Annotated in this window: 19 protein-coding genes and 1 pseudogene; 11 read left to right on the top strand and 9 right to left on the bottom strand. The window is 74.7% G+C overall.

The features are described 5' to 3' along the window. Positions 1–44: 44 nt before the first annotated feature. The 4 genes and pseudogenes from R4Z62_RS29065 to ligD all read right to left on the bottom strand — a co-directional run. A pseudogene (locus tag R4Z62_RS29065) lies at positions 45–209 on the bottom strand (Lsr2 family DNA-binding protein); the annotation flags it as partial. Between the two features lie 649 nt (positions 210–858). After that, the gene (locus R4Z62_RS29060; RefSeq protein WP_389600636.1) at positions 859–1,947 is read right to left on the bottom strand and encodes a LacI family DNA-binding transcriptional regulator; all 1,089 of its coding nucleotides are present in this window, start codon (positions 1,945–1,947) and stop codon (positions 859–861) included. A gap of 99 nt (positions 1,948–2,046) precedes the next feature. Beyond that, positions 2,047–2,988, bottom strand: coding sequence for an ornithine cyclodeaminase family protein (locus R4Z62_RS29055; protein WP_491521342.1), 942 nt, complete (start codon positions 2,986–2,988; stop codon positions 2,047–2,049). 187 nt (positions 2,989–3,175) lie between these two features. Continuing rightward, a complete protein-coding gene (gene ligD / locus R4Z62_RS29050; protein ID WP_355480597.1) occupies positions 3,176–4,207 on the bottom strand; it encodes a non-homologous end-joining DNA ligase in 1,032 nt (343 codons plus the stop codon). A gap of 75 nt (positions 4,208–4,282) precedes the next feature. On the opposite strand from ligD, the gene R4Z62_RS29045 reads away from it, so the two are divergent. Further along, complete coding sequence (locus tag R4Z62_RS29045) at positions 4,283–5,347, top strand: ATP-dependent DNA ligase (protein WP_491521341.1); 1,065 nt, start codon at positions 4,283–4,285, stop codon at positions 5,345–5,347. Between the two features lie 48 nt (positions 5,348–5,395). Here R4Z62_RS29045 and R4Z62_RS29040 read toward each other — a convergent pair whose 3' ends face one another. Further along, the gene (locus R4Z62_RS29040; RefSeq protein ID WP_064536289.1) at positions 5,396–6,586 is read right to left on the bottom strand and encodes a zinc-dependent alcohol dehydrogenase; all 1,191 of its coding nucleotides are present in this window, start codon (positions 6,584–6,586) and stop codon (positions 5,396–5,398) included. A 134-nt stretch (positions 6,587–6,720) separates the two neighbouring features. After that, complete coding sequence (locus tag R4Z62_RS29035; protein WP_355480593.1) at positions 6,721–7,182, bottom strand: MarR family winged helix-turn-helix transcriptional regulator; 462 nt, start codon at positions 7,180–7,182, stop codon at positions 6,721–6,723. 287 nt (positions 7,183–7,469) lie between these two features. Here R4Z62_RS29035 and R4Z62_RS29030 point away from each other — a divergent pair, with 287 nt between their 5' ends. From R4Z62_RS29030 to pcaDC, 7 genes are read left to right on the top strand one after another with little or no spacing between them, the layout of a single operon-like run. After that, positions 7,470–8,225 carry a CoA transferase subunit A gene (locus R4Z62_RS29030; protein ID WP_355480591.1) on the top strand — a complete coding sequence of 252 codons (756 nt, stop codon included), beginning with the start codon at positions 7,470–7,472 and terminating at the stop codon, positions 8,223–8,225. Then, positions 8,225–8,869 (top strand): CoA transferase subunit B, encoded by a 645-nt coding sequence (locus tag R4Z62_RS29025; protein ID WP_491521340.1) that lies wholly within the window; start codon positions 8,225–8,227, stop codon positions 8,867–8,869. Before R4Z62_RS29030 ends, R4Z62_RS29025 begins: the two co-directional genes overlap by 1 nt. Further along, positions 8,866–10,071 carry an acetyl-CoA C-acyltransferase gene (locus R4Z62_RS29020; protein ID WP_491521339.1) on the top strand — a complete coding sequence of 402 codons (1,206 nt, stop codon included), beginning with the start codon at positions 8,866–8,868 and terminating at the stop codon, positions 10,069–10,071. The genes R4Z62_RS29025 and R4Z62_RS29020 overlap by 4 nt, the downstream gene beginning before the upstream one ends. Positions 10,072–10,082: 11 nt before the next feature. Beyond that, the gene (gene pcaH, locus R4Z62_RS29015; RefSeq protein WP_064536278.1) at positions 10,083–10,856 is read left to right on the top strand and encodes a protocatechuate 3,4-dioxygenase subunit beta; all 774 of its coding nucleotides are present in this window, start codon (positions 10,083–10,085) and stop codon (positions 10,854–10,856) included. A gap of 6 nt (positions 10,857–10,862) precedes the next feature. Then, complete coding sequence (gene pcaG, locus R4Z62_RS29010; protein WP_355480585.1) at positions 10,863–11,468, top strand: protocatechuate 3,4-dioxygenase subunit alpha; 606 nt, start codon at positions 10,863–10,865, stop codon at positions 11,466–11,468. Then, positions 11,465–12,829 (top strand): 3-carboxy-cis,cis-muconate cycloisomerase, encoded by a 1,365-nt coding sequence (gene pcaB / locus R4Z62_RS29005; protein ID WP_491521338.1) that lies wholly within the window; start codon positions 11,465–11,467, stop codon positions 12,827–12,829. The genes pcaG and pcaB overlap by 4 nt, the downstream gene beginning before the upstream one ends. After that, positions 12,826–14,010, top strand: a complete 1,185-nt coding sequence (gene pcaDC, locus R4Z62_RS29000; protein WP_491521337.1) for a bifunctional 3-oxoadipate enol-lactonase/4-carboxymuconolactone decarboxylase PcaDC — start codon at positions 12,826–12,828, stop codon at positions 14,008–14,010. Before pcaB ends, pcaDC begins: the two co-directional genes overlap by 4 nt. Before the next feature lie 89 nt (positions 14,011–14,099). On the opposite strand, the gene R4Z62_RS28995 is transcribed toward pcaDC, so the two are convergent. Beyond that, positions 14,100–16,790, bottom strand: a complete 2,691-nt coding sequence (locus R4Z62_RS28995; RefSeq protein ID WP_355480579.1) for an ATP-binding protein — start codon at positions 16,788–16,790, stop codon at positions 14,100–14,102. Between the two features lie 198 nt (positions 16,791–16,988). Here R4Z62_RS28995 and R4Z62_RS28990 point away from each other — a divergent pair, with 198 nt between their 5' ends. Then, on the top strand, positions 16,989–18,233 hold the full coding sequence (locus tag R4Z62_RS28990) for a DUF2510 domain-containing protein (RefSeq protein ID WP_491521336.1): 1,245 nt from the start codon (positions 16,989–16,991) through the stop codon (positions 18,231–18,233). A gap of 141 nt (positions 18,234–18,374) precedes the next feature. On the opposite strand, the gene R4Z62_RS28985 is transcribed toward R4Z62_RS28990, so the two are convergent. Continuing rightward, complete coding sequence (locus R4Z62_RS28985; protein ID WP_355480575.1) at positions 18,375–18,992, bottom strand: TetR/AcrR family transcriptional regulator; 618 nt, start codon at positions 18,990–18,992, stop codon at positions 18,375–18,377. Between the two features lie 242 nt (positions 18,993–19,234). On the opposite strand from R4Z62_RS28985, the gene R4Z62_RS28980 reads away from it, so the two are divergent. Both R4Z62_RS28980 and R4Z62_RS28975 read left to right on the top strand, forming a co-directional pair. Then, entirely contained in the window at positions 19,235–20,023 is a 789-nt protein-coding gene (locus tag R4Z62_RS28980; protein WP_491521335.1) for a phosphatase PAP2 family protein, read from the top strand. After that, positions 20,020–21,198, top strand: coding sequence for a DMT family protein (locus tag R4Z62_RS28975; RefSeq protein ID WP_491521334.1), 1,179 nt, complete (start codon positions 20,020–20,022; stop codon positions 21,196–21,198). The genes R4Z62_RS28980 and R4Z62_RS28975 overlap by 4 nt, the downstream gene beginning before the upstream one ends. 38 nt (positions 21,199–21,236) lie before the next feature. Here the strand turns inward: R4Z62_RS28975 and R4Z62_RS28970 are convergent, their stop codons facing one another. Then, the gene (locus tag R4Z62_RS28970) at positions 21,237–22,082 is read right to left on the bottom strand and encodes an LURP-one-related family protein (protein WP_064536262.1); all 846 of its coding nucleotides are present in this window, start codon (positions 22,080–22,082) and stop codon (positions 21,237–21,239) included. Between the last annotated feature and the right edge of the window lie 14 nt (positions 22,083–22,096).

Below are 22,096 nucleotides of genomic sequence, written 5' to 3'. Positions count from 1 at the left end.
GTGGGCGGCTTCGGAGTCAGGGTGCCGAAGGAAAGGCGGGCCGCTCACCGCGATGCTTCGTATGCCTCGCGGACGGCTGCGGGAACGCGCCCGCGATCGTTGACGAGGTAGCCGTTCGCGCGCGCCCAAAGGCGTATCGCCTCGGCCTGCGGACCGCCATCAGGCATACGGCGCCCTGCCGTACCTGCTGCGTCACCCCCTTCCAGCCGGTCGGCCACGGCCTGGAAGAAGGCGGCCAACGAGGCGTGTTCGGCGTCGCGGGGGAAAGCACCTTCGGTCCAGGAACCGACCTTCCCTGTGCGTATGTCCAGGAATCTCCCGTAGAAGCCGTCGCTCTCCGCGGAGACCGGCACCCACTCCCGGCGCCAGGACGGGCGGTCGGGGTCCGCGGACGGCTCCCTCTCCGCCATGGCCACTTTGTGGAGGTGGACACGCTCGATGTCCGTGAGGCCGAGGAGCAGTCCGCCGCTGGGAAGGACTCCCCCGCATCCCAGCGCCACCAGAGGCGATCGGGAATCGGGCCGCCTGCCGGCATCGAGGTCGTTCGCCAGCAGCCACTGCCGCATCTCCGTCGGGAGCACCAGACCCATGCGCGTCTCGGTGGCCCTGACGGCCGTCGCGCTTCCCGGGCCGCCGAGGGCGGCGAAGACAGCCGGGGCGTGCTGCTCCAGCCATCCGGTCACCCGGCCCCACGCCTGTCGTACGTCTCCGACGTCGTGCGTCGGCATGCCGCTCATGGGTGAACCGTACGCGGAGCCACTGACATCGAGCTCGACGGCGGCGGCCGGCCGGAGCCGGGGCGGTGCGCCCGGAAAGGGAGACGGGTACGGGTGCAGGTGCGGGTACGGCCGGGGTGCGCTACGCGGACGCCCGGCGGATCAGTTCGGTCGGCAGGACGAGGCTGCGTCCGGTGTCCCCGGCGGGACCGGCGGGCCTGGCAGGTCCGGTGGGGCCGGCGGGCCTGGCAGGTCCGGTGGGGCCGGGCGGGGCGGTGTCGCGGCCCCGCAGCAGCAGGCGGGCCATCAGGCGGCCCATCCCCTCGATGTCCTGGCGGACCGTCGTCAGGGGCGGATCGGTCTGTTCGGCCAGCGGCAGCATGTCGTCGAAGCCGACGACGGCGACGTCCTCGGGCACCCGCAGCCCGCGGGCGCGCAGCACGCGCAGCGCGCCCGAGGCGGTGAGGTCGTTCGCGGCGAAGACCGCGTCGAGATCGGGCACCCGGTCCAGGAGTTCACCGAGGGCGCGCTCGCCCCCGGCGGGCGTGAAGTCGCTCTCCGCGATCAGCCGGGGATCGCCCCCGTCCATGACGTCCCGGTAGCCTTCGAGCCGGTCCGCCGCCGAGGTCTGGTCCAGCGGCCCGCAGATGTGGGCGATCCGCCGCCGGCCGAGCCCGGCCAGGTGCCGTACGGCCGTCCGGGCGCCGCCCCGGTTGTCGCTGTCGACGTAGGCCGCCTCCCGCATGCCGTCGCTCCAGCCGGGCCGCCCGCCGAACACGGTCGGCACCCCGGCGCGCTGGATCAGCGCGGGCAGCGGATCGTCGAGGTGGAGGGAGAAGACCAGCGCGCCGTCGACGTGGCCGCCCGCCAGATAGCGCCCGACCCGGGCGTGGTCCTCGCGGCCCTCGGTGAGCAGCAGCACGAGCTGGATGTCGTGGGCCGTCAGCTCCTTGCTGATGCCGCGCAGTTGGCGGGCGAAGAAGGGGTCGGCGAAGACCCGGGTCTCCGGTTCGGCGATGACGACGGCGACGGCGTCGTGCCGCTTGGTCACCAGGCTGCGGGCGGCCTGGTTGGGCACATAGCCGAGTTCGTCCACGGCCCGGCGGACCCGTGCGGCGAGGGGTTCGCGCACGCCGTCCCCGCCGTTGACCACCCGGGACACGGTGGCCCGGGACACCCCCGCCCGCGCGGCCACCGCCTCCAGTGTGGGACGCGGCGCGGTCTCGCTCACTTCGGGACTCCTCACGGGCGGCTGCGGATCAGGATAGCCCGGTGATCCGCCCGTGGTGAGAGCGCTTTCCCGGCCGGTGCCGGCCGCCGGAGGCCGCCCTCAGCCGAGGAGGTCGACATGCCGTCCGACACCCAGTTCCCCGGCGCGCCGGTAGGCGGTCCAGGCGACCGCCAGGTCCTGCCAGGGCAGGCCGACCGGCGCGTAGACGGTACGGGCCGAGGCGTCGGGCCGCCCGGGACGCGTGCCGTCCAGTACCTCGCCGAGCGTGGCGTCGGCGGCCGAGACGGGCAGCCCCGCCGCGGCCAGCACGCCCATGGCGGCGGCCGGTTCGCGGTCGTCGACCACGAGCACGGCGGCGCGCAGCAGGTCCGCCGCCAGTTCCCGCTTGCCCGGCTCGTCGCTGCCCAGGCTGGTGAGGTGGGTGCCCTCCCGGACGTCGGCGAGGCCCAGCAGCGGCTGCCGGGACCAGGTGGCCAGGACGACGGTCTCCGCGCGGGCGGCGACCTCGGCGGCGGAGCCCAGTACCCGGCCGCCGTACCGGGCGGCGAACTCGGCCGCGCGGCCGGGGTCCAGATCGTGGATGACCAGGTCCCGGCGGGGGCGCAGGGTGTCCAGGGCGCGCACGGTCGCCTCGGCCTGGGCGCCCGCGCCCACCACGCCGAGGACCGTGTCGTCCCCGGCCGCGGCCAGCAGGTGGGTGCCCAGGGCGGCGGCCGTGCCGGTGCGCCGGGCGGTGACGGTGGCGGAGTCCAGCAGGGCGAGCAGTTCGCCGTCCCGGCCGCTGTGCAGGCAGATCACGCCGCGCAGGGCGGGGCGCGCGCCGGGGAACTTGGCGTTGACCTTGACGGTGTAGGCGTCGATGCCCGGCAGCAGGCCGGGGATCAGGGCGGTGGCCGTGCCGGGGAAGGGCAGGTCGGTGCGGATCCGCTGTCCGGGGACCGTGGTGTGCGGGGCTCGGCGGAAGCCCTCGCGCAGGGCGTCTACGCAGTCGGCGGGGTCCAGGACGGCTTCGAGGTCGCGACGGGTGAGCAGTAGGGTCACCCGGCCATGATCCGCCGGTGCGGGCGCGGCGGGTCTCCCGGGTCCCGGTTCCGTCTCCCGTCTCCCGTCGTACGCCGTGCTGCACTGCGGGCGGTGCCCGCCTCCTGTCCCGGCCCGGCTCAGGAGGCGTTCCCGGTCCGGCTCAGATGCGCTCCCGGCCCGGCTCAGAAGGTGCTCCCGGTCCGGCTCAGGAGGCGGCGGGGTTCTGCCCGGCGGCCCTGGCCCGGCTCGGCTGCACCCGCTTCGGCTCCCCCGGCATCTTCGGGTACTCGGGCGGATACGGCAGATCGCCCAGCCCGTGGTCGCGTTCGTCGCGCGCGGCCAGATCGAGCAGGGCGTCCAGCGCGTAGGCGTGGTCGTCCATGTCGGCGTGCACGTCACCGGCCTCGGCGAAGCGGGCGGGCATCGTGGTGATGTCGAAGTCGCGCGGGCGGGCGGTGGGCACCTCCTCCCAGCGCAGCGGCGCGGAGACCGGGGCGTGCGGGCGCGGGCGTACGGAGTAGGCGGAGGCGATGGTGCGGTCGCGGGCGGTCTGGTTGTAGTCGACGAAGATGCGCGCGCCGCGCTCCTCCTTCCACCACTTGGTGGTGACCTGCTCCGGCATGCGGCGCTCCAGCTCCCGGCCCACGGCGATGGCGGCCCGCCGCACCTGGGTGAAGGTCCAGCGCGGCTCGATGGGCACGAAGACGTGCAGTCCGCGTCCGCCGGAGGTCTTGGGCCAGCCGCGCAGGCCGCCGAACTCGTCGAGGACGGCGCGCAGTTCAGCGGCGGCGCGGACGGCGTCGGTGTAGTCGGTGCCGGGCTGCGGGTCGAGGTCGATGCGCAGTTCGTCGGGGTGCTCGACGTCGTCGCGCCGGACCGGCCAGGGGTGGAAGGTGAGGGTGCCGTACTGGGCCGCCCAGACCACCGCCGCCTGCTCGGTGGGGCACATCTCGTCGGCGCTGCGTCCGCTGGGGAAGGTGATGTGGGCGGTCGGGATCCAGTCGGGCATGCCCCGGGGCGCGCGCTTCTGGTAGAACCACTCGCCGTCGATGCCGTCCGGGTAGCGCTCCAGGGTGGTGGGCCGTTCGCGCAGGGCACGCAGGATGCCGGGCGCGACCGCCTGGTAGTACCGGGCGACGTCCAGCTTGGTGTATCCGTGCTCCGGGAAGAACACCTTGTCCGGGCTGGACAGCCGTACGGTCCGGCCGGCCACGTCGAGTTCCACCGCTTCGCCCATGCGAGCCACGGTAGGCGTACCCCGCACACCTCGCACACCGGGCGAAAGGCGCGTACCGCGCGCACAATCGCAGCCATGGAGCTGCCCGTGATGCCGCCCGTGAAGCCCATGCTCGCCAAGCCGGTGGCGCGCATCCCGCCGGGGATGCACTACGAGGCGAAGTGGGACGGGTTCCGGGCGATCGTGTTCCGCGACGGGGCCGAGGTCGAGCTGGGCAGCCGGACGGGCAAGCCGCTGACCAGGTACTTCCCGGAGCTGGTCGCGGCGTTCCGGGAGCGGCTGCCCGAGCGGTGCGTGCTGGACGGGGAGATCGTGATCGCGCGTGAGGGGCGGCTCGACTTCGACGCGCTGACCGAGCGGATCCATCCGGCCGACTCGCGGGTGCGCACGCTGGCGGAGCGGACCCCGGCCTCCTTCGTGGCGTTCGACCTGCTGGCGCTGGACGCCGAGACCCTGCTCGACGTAGCGCTGGCGGACCGGCGGGCGCTGCTGGAGCGGGCGCTCGCGGGGGCGGGGGCGCCGGTGCACGTGGCGCCGGCGACGACGGACATCAACGTGGCCCGGCAGTGGTTCGAGCAGTACGAGGGGGCCGGGCTCGACGGGGTGATCGCCAAGCCGCCGGGGCTGCCCTACCTCCAGGACCAGCGGGCCATGTTCAAGATCAAGCACGAGCGGACGGCGGACGTGGTGGTGGCCGGCTACCGCCTGCACAAGAGCGGCCCGGTCGTGGGCTCGCTGCTGCTCGGGCTCTACGACGGCCGGGGCGTCCTCCAGCACGTGGGGGTGGCGGCGGCGTTCCCGATGAAGCGGCGCGCCGAACTGATCGAGGAGCTGGCGCCGTTGCGCATGGACGATCCGGCCGGGCATCCGTGGGCCGCGTGGTCCGAGGAGGCGGCGCACGAGTCGGCCCGGCTGCCGGGCGCGCCGAGCCGCTGGTCGGGCCGCAAGGACCTGTCGTGGGTGCCGCTGCGGCCGGAGCGGGTGGCCGAGGTGGCGTACGACCACATGGAGAACGGGGCCCGGTTCCGGCACACGGCGCGCTTTCGCCGCTGGCGCCCGGACCGGGCCCCGGAGAGCTGCACGTACGCCCAGCTGGAGGAGCCCGTCCGCTACGACCTGGCGCGGATCCTCGGCCCCTGACGCGGCCGGCCTCCCGCTCCGCCAGGCCATGGCGTCATGTCCGCCGGGTCAGGGCGTCATCAGGATCTTCACCGCGCCGTCCTGCTTGTGCTGGAACATCTCGTAGGCGTGCGCGGCCTCGGACAGCGGGACCCGGTGGGTGGCGAAGTCGTCGACGCCGAGCGGGTCCTCGTCGGTGAGGTAGGGCAGGATGTCGTCGGTCCAGTGGCGGACGTTGGCCTGGCCCATCCGGATCTGGAGCTGCTTGTCGAACATGGTGAGCAGCGGCAGCGGGTCGGCCTGGCCGCCGTAGACACCGGACAGGGAGATGGTGCCGCCGCGGCGCACCAGGTCGATGGCGGTGTACAGGGCGGTGAGCCGGTCGACGCTGAAGCGTTCGGAGAGCGGGCCGCTCAGGGCGCGCGGCATCATCGCGGCGGCCTGCTGCACGAACCGGGCCACATGGCTGCCGTGCGCCTCGGTGCCGACGGCGTCGATCACCGCGTCCGGGCCGCGCCCGTCGGTCTGGTCGTGCACCGCGGCGACCAGGTCCTTCTCGTGGTCGAAGTCGCGCAGGTCGTACGTCTCCACGCCGCGCCGCCGGGCCCGGTCCAGCCGTTCGGTGACCAGGTCGACGCCGAAGACCCGGCCGGCGCCGCGCGCCAGGGCGATCCGGCAGGCCATGTCGCCGATCGGACCGAGGCCGAGCACGGCGACGGTGCCGCCGCGCGGGACGTCGGCGTAGGCGACGGCCTGCCAGGCGGTGGGCAGCACGTCGGAGAGGTAGACGAAGCGGTCGTCTGACGGACCCTGCGGCACCTTGATCGGGCCGTACTGGGCCTGCGGGACGCGCAGGTACTCGGCCTGGGCGCCCGGGACGGCGCCGTAGAGCCGGGTGTAGCCGAACAGGGCGGCGCCCATGTGCTCGCTGGTGACCTGGGTGGTCTCGCACTGCGTCTGGAGGCCCGCGGAGCACATGTGGCAGTGGCCGCAGGAGATCTGGAACGGTACGACGACCCGGTCACCGGGTCGGAGGCCGCTCACCTCGGAGCCGACCTCCTCGACGATGCCCATCGGTTCGTGGCCGAGGATGTCGCCGGGGGTCATGAACGGGGTCAGCACCTCGTACAGGTGCAGGTCGGAGCCGCACAGGCCGGTCGAGGTGATGCGGATGACCGCGTCGGTGGGTTCCTTGATCGTGGGGTCGGGGACGTCCTCCACCCGGACGTCGCGCTTGCCCTGCCAGGTCACTGCCTTCATCGTGTCGCGCTCCTTCCGCACGCCGGGCCCCTCGGCCGACGGCCGGGTACCCGGGCCCGGACGGGCCAACCGGTGCGCGAGGCGGGCCCGTCCGGGGCGGGCGGAGGCCGGTCCAGATGGGCGCGGCCCCCGGTTCAGGCGCGGGCGGCGGGTTCCGCCGGGTTACGCAGGCCCTCGGCGGCGTCCGCGACGCGCCGGATCAGGTCGAAGAACTGGGTCTGCTCGGCGGGGCTGAGCGGGCCCAGGAAAACCTGGTTCATCCGGGCGGTGCGCACGGTGAGCCTGCGGTGGGTGCGCTCGCCCTCCGCGGTCGGCCGGAGCAGGAAGCGGCGGCCGTCCCCGGGGTCACGGACCTTGCCGAGCAGACCGCGGCGTTCGAGGCGGCTGACGACCTCGGCGATGGTGGAGCGGTCGAGCCCGACCCGCTCCCCCACGGTGCGCTGGTCGAGTCCGGGCTCGGCGACCAGCGCGTTGAGCACGGCGAACTGCGGTGAGGTGATCTCCTCGGAGACCATCGTGTTCCACAGCAGGTAGTGGGCCTGCTGGAGGCGCCGGGCCAGGTGCCCGGGGTGGGTCGTCAGGTCCACCGCGGCCATGAGCGCTCCTCGTTCTCGCAGGCGCATACTGCGCCCCATTCTGTAGGTGCACTTCTGTAGGTGCACTGAACAATATCTCCATGGGGCCGTCCCCCGGTCCCGTGACACGCGGATGATGTGAACCACTGGTCAGAACCCTTGACGGCCTCCGGCGACGGTGGCAGCGTGAGGCTCGCTCGCGGAAATACTCAGTGCCCTGACTATCCACGGCGACTGTCCACGGCGCCGGACCGACGGTGCCGTCCGGTGCCGTCCGGCAGGGCCCCGGCAGAGACGAGGCGTGTTCGATGGACAAGGTGGTCCCCACTGCCGCCCAGGCGGTGGCCGACGTGGGCGACGGCGCGTCGCTGGCGGTGGGCGGATTCGGGCTCAGCGGCGTGCCGAACGTGCTGATCCAGGCGCTGTACGAGCGCGGGAGCGGCGCCCTGTCGGTCGTCTCGAACAACTGCGGCGCGCTGGAGTCCGGCCTCGCCGTGCTCCTCGCGGCCGGCCGGATCGCCCGGGTGACCGGCTCCTACATCGGCGCCAACAAGGAGTTCGCCCGCCAGTACCTGGCCGGCGAGCTGGAGGTGGAGCTGATCCCGCAGGGCACGCTGGCCGAGCGGCTGCGGGCCGGCGGCGCCGGGATCCCCGCCTTCTACACCCCCGCCGGTGTCGGCACCCAGGTCGCCGACGGCGGACTGCCCTGGCGCTACGACGGACAGGGCGGCGTCGCCCTCGCCTCGCCGCCGAAGGAGGTCCGCGACTTCGACGGCGCCTCCTACGTCCTGGAGCGCGGCATCCGCACCGACTTCGCGCTGGTCCGCGCCGCCCGCGGCGACCGGCACGGGAACCTGGTGTTCGCCAAGTCCGCCCGCAACTTCAACCCGCTGGCCGCCATGGCGGGCAGGGTGACCGTCGCGGAGGTCGAGGAACTGGTCGAGCCGGGCGAGCTGGACCCGGACGCGGTGCACCTGCCCGGCGTCTTCGTGCAGCGCGTGGTCGCGCTCACCGCCGAACAGGCCGCCGACAAGCGGATCGAGAAGCGGACGGTGAGCGCGTGATGGCCTGGACCCGTGAGGAGATGGCCGCCCGTGCGGCGCGCGAGCTGCGCGACGGCCAGTACGTCAACCTCGGCATCGGTCTGCCGACGCTCATCCCGAACCACCTGCCGCCGGGCGTCGAGGTGGTGCTGGAGTCGGAGAACGGCATCCTGGGCACCGGCCCCTACCCGGCCGAGGACGCCGTCGACCCGGACCTGATCAACGCCGGCAAGGAGACCGTCACGGTGCTGCCGGGCGCCTCCTTCTTCGACTCGGCGCTGTCCTTCGCGATGATCCGCGGCGGGCACATCGACGTGGCCGTGCTCGGCGCGATGCAGGTGTCCGCGGGCGGCGACCTGGCCAACTGGGCGGTCCCGGGCAAGATGATCACCGGGATCGGCGGGGCGATGGACCTGGTGCACGGTGCCCGCACGGTCGTCGTCGTGATGACCCACACCGCCAAGGACGGCTCCCCGAAGATCGTCCAGCGGTGCACGCTGCCGCTGACCGGCGCGGCCTGCGTCGACCGGATCGTCACCGACCTCGGCGTCCTGGACGTCACCGGCGACGGACTCGTCCTCGTCGAGACCGCGCCCGGGGTCACCACCGAGGAGATCACCGCCAGGACCGACGCCGAGGTCCGTGTCCCCGGAGAGCCGCGATGACCAGGACCGTCTATGTCGTCGACGCCGTCCGCACCCCCTTCGGCCGCTACGGCGGTGCCCTGGCGCAGGTGCGCCCGGACGACCTGGCCGCGCACGCCCTGCGCGCGCTCCTCGCCCGCACCCCCGGCCTGGACCCGGCGCGGATCGAGGACGTGTACCTCGGCAACGCCAACGGCGCGGGCGAGGAGAACCGCAACGTCGGCCGCATGGCCGCCCTGCTCGCCGGGCTGCCCACCTCCGTGCCCGGCGTGACCGTCAACCGGCTGTGCGCCTCCGGCCTGGAGGCGGTGGTCCAGGCGGCCCGCGCCGTCGCCGTCGGGGACGCCTCCGTCGTCGTGGCGGGCGGGGTCGAGTCCATGACCCGCGCCCCCTACGTACTGCCCAAGGCGGAGGGCCCCTTCCCGGCCGGGCACACCGAGCTGTACTCGACCACGCTGGGCTGGCGGATGGTCAACCCGCGGATGGAGCCGCAGTGGACGGTCCCGCTGGGCGAGTCCGCCGAACTGATCGCCGGCAAGCACGCGATCAGCCGCGCGCAGCAGGACGAGTTCGCCCTGCACAGCCACCGCAAGGCCGCCGCCGCGCAGCGGGCCGGGCTGTTCGACGCCGAGCTGGCGCCGCTCACGCTGCCCCGGCGCAAGGGCGAGCCGGTGGTGTTCGCCGCCGACGAGTCCGTACGGCCGGACACCTCCCCGGCGGCGCTGGCCGCCCTGAAACCGGCGTTCCGCACGGAAGGCGGCACGGTCACCGCGGGCAACGCCTCCCCGCTGAACGACGGCGCCGCCGCCCTGCTGCTGACCGACGAGGAGGGTCTGCGGGCCACCGGCCGCGAGCCACTGGCCCGGATCTCGGCCACCGGTGTCAGCGCCACCGACCCGCACTACTTCGGGCTCGCCCCCGTCGAGGCCGTCCGGCGCGCCCTGGCCAGGGCCGGGAGGAGCTTCGCCGACCTGGACGTCCTCGAACTCAACGAGGCGTTCGCCGCGCAGGTGCTCGGCTGCCTCGCCGAGTGGCCCGCGCTCGACCCGGCCGTCCTCAATCCGCAGGGCGGCGCCATCGCCCTCGGCCACCCGCTCGGCGCCTCGGGCGCCCGGCTCGCCGGCACCGTCGCCCACCAGCTCGCCCGCAAGGGCTCGGGCACCGGCATAGCCACCCTCTGCATCGGCGTCGGACAGGGCCTCGCCCTCGTCCTGGAGCGCTAGGAGACCGCCCCATGACCCTCACCCAGCAGGACATCGACCAGGAGATCGCGGCCGAGCACGCCGCGTACGAGAAGCGGCTCGCCCAGGGCGCCCCCGTCGAGCACCACCCGCGCCGCGACTACGCGCCCTACCGCTCCTCGGTGCTGCGCCACCCGAAGCAGCCGCTGGTGGCCATCGACACCGCCCGGGACCCGGAACTGGTCGAGCTGACCTCGCCCGCCTTCGGCGAGCGGGACCTCACCGAGACCGACAACGACCTCACCCGGCAGCACACCGGGGAACCGGTCGGCGAACGCATCACCGTCTCGGGCCGGCTCCTGGACCGCGCCGGACGTCCGGTGCGCGGCCAGCTCGTCGAGATCTGGCAGGCCAACTCCGCGGGCCGCTACGCCCATCGGCGCGAGCAGCACGACGCCCCGCTCGACCCGAACTTCACCGGCGTCGGCCGCACCCTGACCGACGCCGACGGCCGCTACCGCTTCACCACCATCCAGCCCGGCCCCTACCCGTGGCGCAACCACCTCAACGCCTGGCGGCCCGCGCACATCCACTTCTCCGTCTTCGGCGCGGCGTTCACCCAGCGTCTGGTGACGCAGATGTACTTCCCGAACGACCCGCTCTTCCCCTACGACCCGATCCTCCGGTCCGTGACGGACGACGCCGCCCGGCAGCGGCTGGTCGCCGCCTACGACCACAGCCTGTCCGTACCGGAGTTCTCCCTCGGCTACCGCTGGGACATCGTGCTCGACGGCCCCGCCGCCACCTGGCTCGAAGAAGGGCGCTGAACTGCCATGACGACGACCGGCACCGGCCGCCCCGAGGGCGCGGCACCCACCCCCTCGCACACCGTGGGCCCCTTCTACGGCTACGCGCTGCCCTTCCCCGGCGGCGAGGACGTCGCGCCCCACGGCCATCCGGACACCGTCACCGTGCACGGGTACGTGACCGACGGCGAGGGCCGTCCGCTGCCCGACGCGCTGATCGAGACATGGGGCCCGGACCCGCAGGGGCGCATACCCGCCGTGGACGGCTCGATGCGGCGCGACCCGGCCTCCGGCGGCTTCCTCGGCCGCAACGGCGTGGAGTTCACCGGCTTCGGCCGGATCCAGACCGACGCGGACGGCCACTGGTACGTGCGCACCCTGCGGCCCGGCGCCCGCGGGGGCAACGCCCCGTACCTGAGCGTCTGCGTCTTCGCGCGCGGCCTGCTCGTGCACCTGTTCACCCGCATCTACCTGCCCGGCGACGACGCCGCCCTGGCCGCCGATCCGCTGCTCTCCCGGCTGGACGCGCAACGGCGCGCCACGCTGATCGCGGCGCGCGAGGACAGCGGGGCATACCGTTTCGACATCCGCCTTCAGGGCGAGGGCGAGACGGTCTTCCTGGAGTTCCGGTGACACCACCCGCACCACGACCCGACAGCACCCGCGCCGAGGCCGGGCTGCTCGCGCCCGGCTGGACCGGTTCCGCCGCGGCGGCGGCGACCGGCGACGCCGCCTTCCTGAGCGCGCTGCTGGAGGCGGAGGCCGCGCTCACCCGGGCGCAGTCCGCGCTCGGCCTCGTCCCCGAGGGCGCGGCCGAGGCGGTGACCCGGGCCGCCGACCCGGGCCGCTTCGACCTGCCCGCACTGGCCGAACGCGCCCGCGGCGGCGGCAATCCCGTGATCCCGCTGGCCGCCGACCTGACCACGGCGGTGACCGAGGCGGCGGGCGAGGAGTACGGCGCCTGCGTGCACCGGGGCGCGACCAGCCAGGACATCATGGACACGGCCGCGATGCTGGTCGCCGCGCGCACCCTGGACCTGGTCCTCGCCGACCTGGCCCGCACCGAGGCCGCCCTCGCCCGCACGGCCGCCGCGCACCGCGACACCGTGCTGCCCGGCCGGACGCTGACCCAGCACGCCGTGCCGATCACGTTCGGGCTGAAGGCGGCCGGCTGGCGCTCGCTCGTCCTGGACGCCCGGGACCGCGTCGCGCGCGTACGGGACGCGCTGCCGGTGCAACTGGGCGGCGCGGCGGGCACCTTGGCGGCGTTCGCGGCCTACGGCGCCGAGGACCCGGCCGCGCTGGTGACGGCGTACGCCCGCGAACTCGGGCTGCGCGCCCCGCTGCTGCCCTGGCACACCCTGCGCACCCCGGTCGCCGACCTGGCCGGCTGCCTCGCCTTTACGGCGGGCGCCCTGGGCAAGACGGCGGCCGATGTGCTGACGCTGTGCCGCACCGAGATCGCCGAGCTGGCCGAGGGCAGCGGCGGCGGCTCCTCGGCCATGCCGCACAAGGCGAACCCGGTGCGCTCCACCCTGATCGCCGCCGCCGCCCGGCGCGCCCCTCAGCTCGCGGCCACGCTGTACGCGTCCATGGCCGCCGAGGACGAGCGCCCCGCGGGCGCCTGGCACGCCGAATGGGAGCCGCTGCGCGATCTGCTGCGGCTGGTGGGCGGCGCGGCCCGCGACGCGGCGGAGCTGGCCGAGGGGCTGCGGGTGGACGCCGGTGCGATGCGCGCGCACCTCGGCCTCACCCACGGACTGATCGTCTCGGAGCGGCTGTCGGCCGAACTGTCCGGGGTGCTCGGCCGCGCCCGCGCCCGGGAACTCCTCACCGAACTGGCCCGCCGAGCCTACGCCGAGGACCGACCGCTCGCCGGACTCCTCGCCGAGGTACCGGACTTGCGGGACACCGACCTGGCGGGCCCGACCGACCCCACCCGTTACACCGGCTGCGCCGGAACCCTCACCGACCGTGCTCTGGAGCGACGTTGACCGTGCACCACCGTGCCGAAGGCCCCGCCACGGCACCCGCCCTGCTGCTCGGCCCCTCCCTGGGCACCTCCTCGGCACTGTGGGACCGGGTCGCCCCGGAACTGGCCGCCTCCCACCGGGTGGTCCGCTGGGACCTGCCCGGACACGGCGGTTCGGCGGCCGGCCTGATCGGTCCGGGCGCGACCGTGGCCGACCTCGCCGCGCTGGTCCTGGAGCTGGCGGACGCGCTCGGCCTGGAGCGGTTCGCGTACGCCGGGGTGTCCCTGGGCGGTGCCGTGGGGCTGCATCTCGCCGTGCACCACCCCGAGCGCCTGACGTCCCTGGCGGTGATCTGCTCCTCGGCCCACTTCGGCGGGGCGCGGCCCTGGCGGGAGCGGGCCGCGCTGGTGCGCCGGGAGGGGCTCGCAGCGCTGGCCGCGAGCGCCGGATCCCGCTGGTTCGCCGGTGACTTCACCGTGCCCGAGCTGATCCGCGACCACCGGGAGGCCGACCCGGAGGCGTACGCCGCCTGCTGCGACGCGCTGGCCGCCTTCGACCTCACCGGCAGGCTCTCCGAGATCCGCACGCCCACGCTGCTGATCGCGGGCCGCCAGGACCCGGCGACACCGCCCGCGCATCTGCGGGAGATCGCCGACGCGGTGCCCGGCGCGGCCCTCACCGAGATCCCGGGCGCCTCGCACCTGGCGCCCGCGCAGTGCCCCGAGGCCGTGCTGACCGCGCTGCGCACTCAGCTGGACGGCCCCGCCCGGCAGGGCATGCGGGTCCGGCGCGAGGTGCTGGGTGACGCGCACGTGGACCGCGCCCAGGCCCGGCAGACCCCGTTCACGGCCCGCTTCCAGGACTTCATCTCCCGCTACGCGTGGGGCGAGATCTGGACCGACCCCACGCTCACCCGGCGCGAACGCAGCATGATCACCATGACCGCGCTGGTCGCCCACGGCCACCACGACGAGCTGGCGATGCACGTCCGCGCGGCGCGGCGCAACGGGCTGACCCCCGAGGAGATCGGCGCGGTGCTCCTGCAGAGCGCGGTGTACTGCGGGGTGCCCGCGGCCAACTCGGCGTTCGCGGTGGCCCAGCGGGTGCTGGCGGAGGAGCCGGACGCGGGCGGGCCGGGCGGGCCGGGCGAGCCGGGCGAGCCGGGCGAGCCGGGCGGGCCGGGCGAGCCGAAAGCGGGCTGAGGCCGTCGCCGGGTCCGGGTCCGTCGCCGGGTCCGGAGTGGGTCCGGCACCGGGTCCGGGTGAGCGGGTCCGCGCGGGTGCGGGGCCGCTCAGTCCTCCTCTTCCAGCGGGAATCCGTTCGACTCCAGTGCCGCGCGGGCACGGTCCGCCAGGCCGTCCGCACCGCAGGACCGGGCCAGTGCCAGACCGCGCCGCAGCTCGGCCGCCGACCCGGCGGCGATGCCGTGCTCGACGCGGGCGGCGGCGTGTTCGTACTGGCAGGGTGACGCCTCCAGGTAGGTGACGGCCTGCGCGGCGAGAGCGACCGCTCGCGGGCCGGTCTCCAGCGCGGCGGCGCAGCGCAGGGCCTCCCCTATGGCGGTGTCGGTGCCGAACCGCTCGGCCTGGCGGCGCACGTCGGAGGCGAGCCGCGCGGCACGGTCCGGGTCCTCGACGGCGAGGGCGCGGGCCAGATCCGCCGCCCAGGGCACCATGACCGGATTGTGGTGGCCGCGCACGGCGGCGGCCTGCTCGGCGGCCTCCAGTTCGGCCACGCCCTCTTTGGTGCGGCCGGCGGCGAGCAGCAGCCGGCCGCGGACGCTGCGCGGGTCCGGGATGACGATGGTGGCCGGGTAGGGCGGCGCGAAGCCGTACCGCTCCGCGATCTCCCAGGCCTCCTCGACATGGCCGCGGGCGAGCAGGGTGTCCACCAGGTTGCAGGTGGCGGTCCAGTACAACGGCAGGCCGCGGCCGACGCGTTCGGCGATGGCCAGCGACTCGCGCAGGGCCTGCTCCGCCTCGCGCAGCCGGCCGCGCCTGCGGTGGCCGAGGCCCACGTAGGCGTACGCGAGGGCGAGGTGGCCGCCGTTCCAGTGGGCGTTCTCGTAGGCGCGCAGCGCTTCGTTGTAGAGGGCTTCGGCGCGGTCGAGGCGGTCGCTGTAGGCATAGGCGCTGGCGAGCATCAGCAGCAGTTCGATGCCCCACTCGGTGTCGGTCCAGCCGAGTCCGGGGGCGAGGCGGCCGTTGACGAGGGCGCGGTCGCACAGCTCCGCGACCTCCTCGGCGTTCTCGCCCCGCGCCATGGCGTCGAAGCCGCGCAGGATCAGCAGGGCGCGCTCGGAGTTGTCGCGTCCGGTGCAGCCGGCGGCGAGTTCGGCCAGCCGTTCGGAGCGGTCCGGGGTGATGGTCTCACCGGTGTGCAGGCCCTCCCACATGAACTGGACGGCCTGGAGGCGCAGCCGGACGGGGCCCGGCGGGTGCCGGGCGGCCTCGGCCTCGACCGTGTGGACGGCGTCCTCCAGCTGGTTGTTGTGCAGCAGCGCCTGGGACAGCCGCCAGACGGCGTCCACGCGGGTGGCGCCGTCCAGGCCGGGCATGCTCAGCGCCAGCTGGAGGTGGTCGATGGTGGTGGCCGGAGCGGTGAGCAGGGTGGCGCAGCCCAGTTCGTACAGCACGCGTGCGTGCACCTCGGGAGTGGGCGGTTCCAGCAGGGCCCGCTCCAGGCAGCGGCGGGCGGCTTCCGGGGCGCCGACGGCGAGGTGTTCGCGGGCGGCCTGCCGCAACTGCTCGACGAGTTCCTCGTCGTCGTCCGGGTGGACCTGGAGCAGATGCCGGGAGGCGGCAGCGGCGCCGAGACCGGAGTCGGTGACCACTTGGGCGGCGATGCCGTGCATGGCGGTGCGCAGCGCGTCCGGGATGGAGCTGTAGACGGCGGTGGCGATGAGCGGGTGCACGAACTCCAGGTCGCCTTCGTCGGCGCCCGCGGTGGCCGGATCGGGCTCGGTGAGGATGCGGGCCTCGCGCAGCAGTTCGGCGCAGCGCGCGGCGTCGTCGCGGTTCATGGTCGCGAGCCGGGCGACCAGCTGGACGGAGATGTCGGTGCCCAGGATGGCGGCGGCCCACGCGAACCGGGTGGCGTCGATGCCGAGTTCCTCCAGGCGGGCGACGAGGCCGCCGCCGCGGGCGGAGCGGTTCAGGTCGCGCAGTTCGCCCGCGTGCGCCTCGACCGGGTCCATCTCGCTGTCGCGGACCTTGGCGAGGAGTTCGACGGTGTCGTAGGGGTTGCCGTCGGTGACCGCCCACACCTCGCGGCAGAACGGGCCGTCGGCGTGGTCGCCGAGCGTGGTGCGGGTGAGCGCGGCGGTGGCCTCCGGGGAGAGGCAGCTGAGGGTGCGGACCCCCGCGGCGGCGGCGACCGTCTCCAGCAACTGGGCGCTGTCGCCGCTCACTTCGCCGGGGCGGCGGGTCACGACGAGGAGCACGGACAGCTCGGTGAGGCGTCCGGCGAAGGCGGCGAGCCAGCGCAGGCTCTCCTCGTCGGCCCAGTGGACGTCGTCGATCATCAGTACGAGCGGCCAGTCCCGCCCGGCCAGCCGGCTCACCGCGGCGACCAGGCCCTCGCACACGCTCCGCGGGTCGGCCTGCCCGCCGCCGGGTTCCGCTATGCCGAGGGCGGGCCCGGCGATGCCGTACCACTCGCCCAGGTACTCGCGGGCCTCCTCGGGCATCAGCGACAGCAGTGCGGGCTGGAGGAGTTGGCGCACCACGTTGAAGGGGACCGAGCGCAGGATCTCGCCGCCGCGCGCCGACCACACGGTGCAGCCGCGTGCCTCGGCGATGCGGCGGGTGCGGGCGAGCAGGGTGGTCTTGCCGAGCCCGGCCTCGCCCTGGAGGACCAGCAGTTCTCCGTGGGACGCGCGGTCGGAGCACAGGGCCTCCACCGCACGGAGGATGGCGGTGACTTCCTCGTCGCGCTCCCACAGGGAGTCCGAGGCGGCCGGTCCCGGCCGTACCTCCGTCATCCCGCTACCTCCCAAGTCGCCCGAACGACGTACGAATGCCGAGCCTAGCGGCCGGGCCGCCCGAGCGGAGCCCGGTCGGGCCACCTCTTGCCGTGACGGGTGACGGGTGCCGTGCGCGGCCCCGGCCGCCGTGGCGGAACCGGGCCGCAGCGGGGTCCCTCTCATACCGCTTTCACGGACGCCTCATACGGTGGGGGCATGACGCAGGTGACTCCTCCCGGGTGGTACCCCGACCCGGGCCAGACGAATGACGGTCCCGCCACCGAGCGCTGGTGGGACGGCAAGGCGTGGACGGACCAGGTCCGCCCGGCCGGTCCGGCCGCCGCGTGGGGTCCGCCGGCGCACCCGGCCGCCGGTCCGGTGCCCCCGGAGCAGCCGGCGCGGCCGTCGTCCCCGGAGCCCGGGGACGACGCGGGCGGGCCGCCGTACACCGGACAGCCGGGGCAGCCCGGCCCGCAGGGACCGCCGCAGGGACTGTACGGACAGCCGGGGGATCCGGGAGCTCCGGGGGCTCCGGGGGCGCCGGTGCAGCCCGGGTATCCGGTGCATCCGGGATACCCCGGCTATCCGGCGCAGCCGCCGGCCCGTTCGCGGCGCGGGCTGCGGACCGGGATAGCCGTCGCGGTGACCGCAGCGGTGCTGGCGAGCATCGGGGTCGGCGTGTACGCGCTGAGCAAGGACGACGGCGGCGGCACCCGCGCCGGGTCCCAGCAGGGTCCCGGCGGGCAGCGCGGTCCCGGGGACCGGGAGGGTTCCGGCGGCCGGGGCGGCCCGTTCGGCGACGGTCCCGGCGGGTCGGACGGCTCCGGGGGCCTCGGCGGCTCGGGCGGGTCCGACGGGCCGGGCGGCTCGGGCGGTTCCGGTGGATCCGGTGACCCGGACGGGTCCGGGGGCGGTGCCGAGGCGCCGAAGATCCGCAGCGGTTCGGTCGCCGACCCGGTCAACGGCATCAGCCTACCCGTCCCGGACGGCTGGTACGGCCAGCAGATCGGCGTGGGCGCCCAGCTCACCTCCGACAGCGGCTACAAGTGCCCCGGTGACACCTCGAAGTCCTGCACCAAGGGCGGCGCCTACTCGGTGCCCGCCGCGGCGCTGCGCACCGCGGGCAGTACGCCCGAGGAGGTCGCCAAGGCCGACATCGAGGCCAATGTGAAGGAGTCGTACGGCGGGACGACCTACGGCGCGGTGACCTCGCACCAGGTGCTCGCCTCGAAGGCGGTGACCGTGGCCGGCCAGAAGGGCTACCTGGTGCGCTGGAAGGCGGTCACGAGCAAGGGCGCGGACGGGATCGTCGAGTCCCTGGTCTTCCCGTCCCCGGCGCGGCCCGGCCAGCTGGTCGTGGTGCGCTTCGGGGTGGACGCCGACCAGCCGCAGTCGCTGCTGGACGACATCACCAAGGGGATCAAGGTGTCCTCGGGCGGCGGCAGCGGCCAGAGCGCCTGACGCCGCGCGTCCCGCTTTGCCGGCCGGGCGGGCTCCCTCTCCGCTCAAGAGGGGCCGCCCGGCCGGGAGCGCGCCGCCCCCGTCCCCACGGTGCGGCGCGTGCAGGCCGTCGTCCGGTCATCCCGTGGACGGCGGCCTGGGTCAGGGTTCGAGGCCGAGTGCGGGCAGCACGGCGGCCTCGACGAACCGGACGAGGTAGTCCGGGTCGGCGTAGGTCCCGTCGATGACGGGCCGGATGCGTACGACGCCGAACATCTGCGCGGGCACATAGGCCAGCGCCGGGTTGTCCGGGGCCACCTCGCCGCGTTCGACGCCGCGGCGCAGGATCTCCCGCAGCGCGGCGATCTCCGGCTCCACGACGGCCTCGCGCAGCGCCTGCTTCAGCTCCGGGTCCTGCATGATGGCGTGCCCGAGCGCCTGGAGCAACCGGGTGTCCTTGCCCGACCACTCCCCCGCCGCCCGCGCGGCCCGGCGCAGGTCCTCGGCCAGCGAGCCGGTGTCGATCCCGCCGAAGCGGCTGCGCCGGTTGGCGCGCAGGGCGGCCACCACGAACCGCGGCTTGTTCTTCCACTGCCGGTAGAGCGTGGACTTGCTGCACCGGGTGGTGGCGGCGACGCCCTCCATGGTCACGGCGTCGTACCCGCACTCGCGGACCTGTTCGAGGACGGCGTCGAAGAACTCCTGCTCACGCTCGGGCGTGATCTTGGAGCGGCGCGAGGCGACAACCGTGTCCGGTCCGTCCGCGGCCTGCGACGTCATCGCTCTTCTCCTCGCTCGTGGCTCCAGCGCGGCTCCAGCCGCTCTCCAGTGTGGTTCATGTCCGGCGTGAGAGACCTCAGCCGTGTGTGAGAAGCCTCAATCGATACGCCAGTGTACCGGTACACCATCGTATCGGTACACTGGCGTATCGGTACGATGTCGTATCGATGCTTCGGGTACGGGCGGCTCGCCCCTGCCGGGACGCACCCACTCACCACACACGGACGCGAAGGGGCCGGGGCATGACATCCCGAACCGAGGGCGCCGCCGCGGCACCCGCGCGGCCCGCGCTCGTGCGCGAGCTGCTGCTCGTCGCGGGGCTGTTCCTCGTCTACAAGCTCGGCCGCCGACTTGCCGCCGACCACACCGGCGAGGCCTTCCGCAACGCGGACCACGTGTGGCACCTGGAACGTGCGCTGCACCTGCCCGGCGAGGGCGCCGTCCAGTCGCTGCTGCTGCACGGCGACACCCTGGTGCGCGTGGCGAACACCTACTACGCGACCGTGCACTTCCCGGCCACCGTCGGGCTGCTGGTCTGGCTCTATCTGCGCCGCCCGGCGCACTACGTCTGGACCCGCCGCGTCCTCGCCGCGCTGACCGCCGCCGCCCTGGCGCTGCACCTGGCGTTCCCGCTCGCCCCGCCGCGCATGCTCGCCGCCACCGGCCTGATCGACACCGCGCACGTGTACGGGCCCTCGGTGTACGGGCCGCCCAGGACGGACCATCTGTCGAACCAGTTCGCGGCCATGCCCTCGCTGCACTTCGGCTGGGCGCTGATGGTGGCCCTCGCCCTGGTCGCCGCCACCCGGTCCCGCCTGCGCTGGCTGTGGCTGCTGCACCCGCTGCTGACCCTGCTGGTGATCGTGGGCACCGCCAACCACTACTGGCTCGACGCGATCGTCGCCACGGCGCTGCTCGCCCTGGCCCTCGTCGCCCTGCCGCGGCCGAGCGGCCGGACGCTCGTCGTGGCACGCGGCCCCGGACGGCCCGTACCGGCCGAGGACGGCACGCTCGTGGGGGCCGTCCGATGAGCGCCGCCCTGCTCGCCCTGGTCCTCTCGCTCTTCTCGGCCGTCGCCTACGCCGCCGCCGCGGTCGCCCAGGAGCGGCTCGCCGCGCGGGCCGCCGCCACCGGCGCGCTCGCGCTGCTGCGCCGCGGCGCCTGGTGGGGAGCGGTGGCGCTGAACGGATCGGCGGCGCTGCTGCACGTGGTGGCCCTGAAGTACGGGCCGCTGACCGTGGTCCAGCCGCTCGGCGCGCTCACCCTCGTGGCCGCCGTGCCGATGGGCGCGCGGCTGGCCGGGCGGAAGGTCGCCGCCGCCGAGTGGCGCGGCACGGCCTGCACGCTGCTCGGTCTCGCCGCACTGCTGGTCGCCGCGTCCGGGCCCGCGCCCGAGCAGGTGCTGAGCCCGGCCGAGGCCCTGGCGGTGGCGGGCACCACGGCCGTCCTCATCGGTGTGCTGTCCCGGCCCGGCGCCCGGCCGGGCCTGCGGCACGCGACCGCCTCCGGCCTCGCCTCGGGAGTCGCCTCGGCGCTCACCCAGACGGTGACCGTGGCCGCCACGGACCACACCGGACCGCTGCTCAGCGCGCGGGTGATCGTGGTGGCGCTGCTGGTCGCGGCGTTCGCGACGGGCGGGCTGCTGCTCTCGCAGACCGCCTACCGAGGCGGTCTGGGCGCACCGCTGGCCGTGGTGACGCTGGCCAATCCGGTGGCCGCCGCCGTGATCGGTCTCACCCTGCTCGGACAGGGGCTCCAGGGAGGGGTGCGCGGGGTGCTGCTCGCCCTGGCCGGTGCGGCGCTCGCCGCCTGGGGCGTCGTCGAGCTGACCCGGGCGACCCCGTCGCGTACGGAACCGGCCGCGGCGGACGGGGTTCGGGTGCCCGCGACGGCGGCCGACACCGGGATCGAGACCGGGGCCGGTGCCGGGCTCGCGTCGGAGTCCGGGCCGGGGGCATCGCCCGCGCTCGCCGCCGTACCGGCGCCCGCACCCGGAACGCCGCCGGTACGGGAGAGCGTCCCCGCGCACCCGCGCACGCCCGCGCCCGCGCCCGCGCCCGCACAAGGCAGCGGCCACGAGGAGCACCCCGTGGCCGCTGTGCTGGCCCTGGAAGCCGGGTCGGCCGCCCGGGAACCGGCGCTGCGCGTGCGGCGCCGGACGCGCCGCTCCCGCCGGTCCGGGCCGGAACGCCTCAGCAAGCTCTGAGAGCTCCGAGCGCGCTCCGGGCCCGCGGCCGGGGCGTGTCAGCCCAGGCCGCGCGCGTCCTGCTTGAGTGCCGTGTCCACGGTCAGCGCCGTCGCCACCACGAGGCTCAGCAGCGGCTCGGGCAGCTGGTAGTGGATCTGGAGGACGTAGTTGTCGGCCGTCGTGAACATCGTCTTGGCCAGGCCCTCCCAGGTCTTGGTGATCCGGGCGACCTCGTTGTCGGCGTGGTCGACGATCGCGAAGTTCCAGGCCCGCCAGTTCTCCGCCTTGATGGCGCCGACCTGCTGCCCGTTCGCGTTCATCGCGAAGTTGATCTTTCCGAAGACGTTCTGCTGGACGATCTCGCCGACCTGCGAACCGTCCGGGCGGGAGACGATCACCCGCGACTTGAGGAACTTCGCGGGCCGGGTCAGCACCAGCTGCGGCTGCCCGTAGGCGTCCCGGATCTCCAGCCGGTGCGTCAGGAACTGGTCGATGCTGGAGACGAACCGCACGACCTTGCGCAGGGCGCTCTGGCCGATCTCGGTGACGACGCCGAGCCGGTTGCCGTTCTGGTCGAAGACCTCGTACTCGTTGGTCAGCTCGATCAGCTTGGCCTTCTGGTTCACCACGAGGACCGGCTCGCTGAACAGGGTGCCGCCGCCCACGTTGCCGGAGGCGACACCGGCCTCCTCCCGCACCTGCTGCTGCACGCGCGGGTCGAACCCGGCCTGCGGGGCCGCCGCGGGCGTCTGGGCCTGCGGCGGCACCTGCTGGGCGGCGGGAGCCTGCTGGTCGGCGTGGGTGTGCTCGGTCCACTGCGCGCCGTCCCAGTAGCGCAGCGTCTGCGCCGCCCCGTGGGGGTCCGGGTACCAGCCTGCAGGTGTGTTCGAATGCGTGGTCACCGGGGCACACTACC

The organism is Streptomyces sp. PL-25 (assembly GCF_058344915.1).
This window is presented reverse-complemented; position numbering and strand designations above follow the sequence as displayed.

Excerpts from the sequence above, each read along its gene's own strand:
- ligD (WP_355480597.1), bottom strand. The coding sequence starts at position 4,207 with ATGGGCGAAGCGGTGGAACTCGACGTGGCCGGCCGGACCGTACGGCTG.
- R4Z62_RS29045 (WP_491521341.1), top strand. The coding sequence starts at position 4,283 with ATGGAGCTGCCCGTGATGCCGCCCGTGAAGCCCATGCTCGCCAAGCCG.
- R4Z62_RS29040 (WP_064536289.1), bottom strand. The coding sequence starts at position 6,586 with ATGAAGGCAGTGACCTGGCAGGGCAAGCGCGACGTCCGGGTGGAGGAC.
- R4Z62_RS29035 (WP_355480593.1), bottom strand. The coding sequence starts at position 7,182 with ATGGCCGCGGTGGACCTGACGACCCACCCCGGGCACCTGGCCCGGCGC.
- R4Z62_RS29030 (WP_355480591.1), top strand. The coding sequence starts at position 7,470 with ATGGACAAGGTGGTCCCCACTGCCGCCCAGGCGGTGGCCGACGTGGGC.
- R4Z62_RS29025 (WP_491521340.1), top strand. The coding sequence starts at position 8,225 with ATGGCCTGGACCCGTGAGGAGATGGCCGCCCGTGCGGCGCGCGAGCTG.
- R4Z62_RS29020 (WP_491521339.1), top strand. The coding sequence starts at position 8,866 with ATGACCAGGACCGTCTATGTCGTCGACGCCGTCCGCACCCCCTTCGGC.
- pcaH (WP_064536278.1), top strand. The coding sequence starts at position 10,083 with ATGACCCTCACCCAGCAGGACATCGACCAGGAGATCGCGGCCGAGCAC.
- pcaG (WP_355480585.1), top strand. The coding sequence starts at position 10,863 with ATGACGACGACCGGCACCGGCCGCCCCGAGGGCGCGGCACCCACCCCC.
- R4Z62_RS28995 (WP_355480579.1), bottom strand. The coding sequence starts at position 16,790 with ATGACGGAGGTACGGCCGGGACCGGCCGCCTCGGACTCCCTGTGGGAG.
- R4Z62_RS28990 (WP_491521336.1), top strand. The coding sequence starts at position 16,989 with ATGACGCAGGTGACTCCTCCCGGGTGGTACCCCGACCCGGGCCAGACG.
- R4Z62_RS28985 (WP_355480575.1), bottom strand. The coding sequence starts at position 18,992 with ATGACGTCGCAGGCCGCGGACGGACCGGACACGGTTGTCGCCTCGCGC.
- R4Z62_RS28980 (WP_491521335.1), top strand. The coding sequence starts at position 19,235 with ATGACATCCCGAACCGAGGGCGCCGCCGCGGCACCCGCGCGGCCCGCG.
- R4Z62_RS28975 (WP_491521334.1), top strand. The coding sequence starts at position 20,020 with ATGAGCGCCGCCCTGCTCGCCCTGGTCCTCTCGCTCTTCTCGGCCGTC.